Source organism: Mycobacterium intermedium (assembly GCF_002086275.1).
GTDB lineage: Bacteria > Actinomycetota > Actinomycetes > Mycobacteriales > Mycobacteriaceae > Mycobacterium > Mycobacterium intermedium.
Genome location: NZ_MVHT01000207.1, coordinates 1 through 2063 on the forward strand (window position 1 = coordinate 1; position 2063 = coordinate 2063).

General features: G+C 65.7%; 2 protein-coding genes and 1 pseudogene. 2 read left to right on the forward strand and 1 reads right to left on the reverse strand.

Annotated features, from left to right (window positions below):
• On the reverse strand, positions 1–666 hold a 666-nt coding region (locus BST27_RS30115), incomplete at its 3' end, for a serine/threonine-protein kinase (RefSeq protein WP_282957603.1).
• A 97-nt stretch (positions 667–763) separates the two neighbouring features.
• Between BST27_RS30115 and BST27_RS30120 the strand changes: the two genes are divergently transcribed.
• Positions 764–1732, forward strand: a complete 969-nt coding sequence (locus tag BST27_RS30120) for a lysophospholipid acyltransferase family protein (protein ID WP_069417119.1) — start codon at positions 764–766, stop codon at positions 1730–1732.
• Positions 1733–1875: 143 nt separating this feature from the next.
• A pseudogene (gene rpsA / locus BST27_RS30125) lies at positions 1876–2063 on the forward strand (30S ribosomal protein S1); the annotation flags it as partial.

The following is a 2063-nucleotide window of genomic DNA, read 5'->3' on the forward strand; positions in this document are numbered from 1 at the left end:
TGCTTGGAGGTGGGCGAACATTTGTTGTTCGATGCTGGTGCCGGGGAAGGGTTTGGTTGCGGTGAGGCATTCGTGCAGGACGCAGGCTAGGGCGTAGATGTCGGCGCGGTGGTCGGCGGTGCCGGTGGTGAAGCGTTCGGGGGCCATGTAGGCCAGGGTGCCGATCATGTTGCCGGTGCCGGTGAGGTTGGTTTCTCCTGGGGCGTGGGCGATGCCGAAGTCGATGAGGTAGACGAAGTTTTTGGCGTTGACTAAGAGGTTGGCGGGTTTGATGTCGCGGTGGATGAGTCCGGCGTCGTGGGCGGCATCCAGGGCGGCGGCGGCTTGTTCGATGATGCTGACGGCGCGTTCGGGGGGCAGGGGTCCGTGGTCGGCGAGCAGGGTGGCCAGGTCGGTGCCTTCGATGAGTTGCATGGCGATGAACAGTCGGCCGTCGATTTGTCCGGAGTCGTAGATGGGGACGATGTGGGGTTCGCCGATTGCTGCGGCGGTGCGGGCTTCGCGGCGGAAGCGTCGTTCGAAGGTGGGGTCGGTGCTGGCTTGGGGTGGTAGGACCTTGATTGCTACCTGGCGGTGTAGTTCGGTGTCGAAGGCGCGGTAGACCTGGCCCATGCCGCCGGCGCCGAGTAGTCCGCGCAGTCGGTAGCGGCCGAACACCTCATCCACGCTCGAACCTCCCGTTGCCCTGTCTGACGTGCGGCTTGACTCTACGACCTCCGACGTGGCGATGCCGCAACTCAATAAGTGTTCGTAGAATGCGCCAATGTCGGAGCCCGCGCAGCGCAAGCCCCTCGCGCGCTACCCGCTCATGGTCATCTCGAAATTGTTCGGCCTGCTGCCGCACCGGGTCGCCGACGCGCTCCTCGCCGTGCTGGCCCGCTTCGTCTACTGGCGGGGCCGGGCCCAGCATTCGGGCATCCTGCAGGACTTTCGTGACAACGTGGACCCGACGGCCCAGTTCTCCTCCCGGAAGTGGCATCCCGTCCGAGCCATGTACCGCGCGCTGGTCCGCAATGCCAACGACGCCATCTGGTTCCTCGCCGCGCCGCATGCCGCCGCCGTGCGCCGCTTCCACATCGCGGATCCCTCACCCCTCCACGCCGCTCTCGAGGCCGGCCGACCCAGCGGAGTCGGCGCCATCGTCGCGTTCCCGCACCTCGGCTCATACGCCGCGCTGCCGATCGTGCTCGCGCTCAACGATCTGCCGACCACGGTGGTCGCCAACCGTCAGCGCGCGTTGATGCAGTGGGTGATCGACCGAGGTGCGCACAAGGCCGGACTCGAACTCATCGTCGTCGATCGCACCGGCGGAGCCAGCATCACCGCGGCGATGTCGGATGCCATCCGTCGCGGCCGCATCGTTGCGATCGCCGGCGACTACTTCCGGGCGCGCGACGGAGGCGGCACGGGCATCCAGGTGGACCTCGCGGGGATCAAACGTCCCGTCGGACCGGGACCGGCGCTGCTGGCGCTGCGAACCGGCGCGCTGATCGTCCCGGGCGCGGTGTTCCAGCACAAACACCAGCGTGAGCCGGTTTTCGGGCGGCCGATCGCCGCCGGTGTCCCGCGTGACGGGAGCGATCAGAGCGTCCGAGAGACCGTGCAAGAGACCTCGCAGCAGGTCGCCGACGCGCTCGCGGAGTTCATCAAGCGGGAGCCGCAGCAGTGGTTGATGCCCGGCGGGCTGGTGTCAGATTCGGTCGGGCGACAGCGCCGCGGCGCGAGCGTGTAGATTCACCTGCTGCGGGGCGGTTTGGCCTGGATGTACGCAGTCGAGTAGCCTCGTGAGGTACCCGTTTGTGCTTTGCGCGGGTCACATCAATAACTCAAGTCCCAAGTCCCTACGATGAACCCTGTCCGGAGCAACCCAACAATATGCCGAGTCCCGCCGTCACCTCGCCGCAAGTAGCCGTCAACGACATAGGCACCAGCGAGGATTTTCTTGCCGCAATAGACAAAACGATCAAGTACTTCAACGATGGCGACATCGTCGAAGGCACCATCGTCAAAGTGGACCGGGACGAGGTGCTCCTCGACATCGGCTACAAGACTGAAGGGGTCAT

What these genes read in the sequence shown, in the direction of transcription:
- BST27_RS30120 (WP_069417119.1), top strand. Translation starts at nt 764, where the DNA reads ATGTCGGAGCCCGCGCAGCGCAAGCCCCTCGCGCGCTACCCGCTCATG.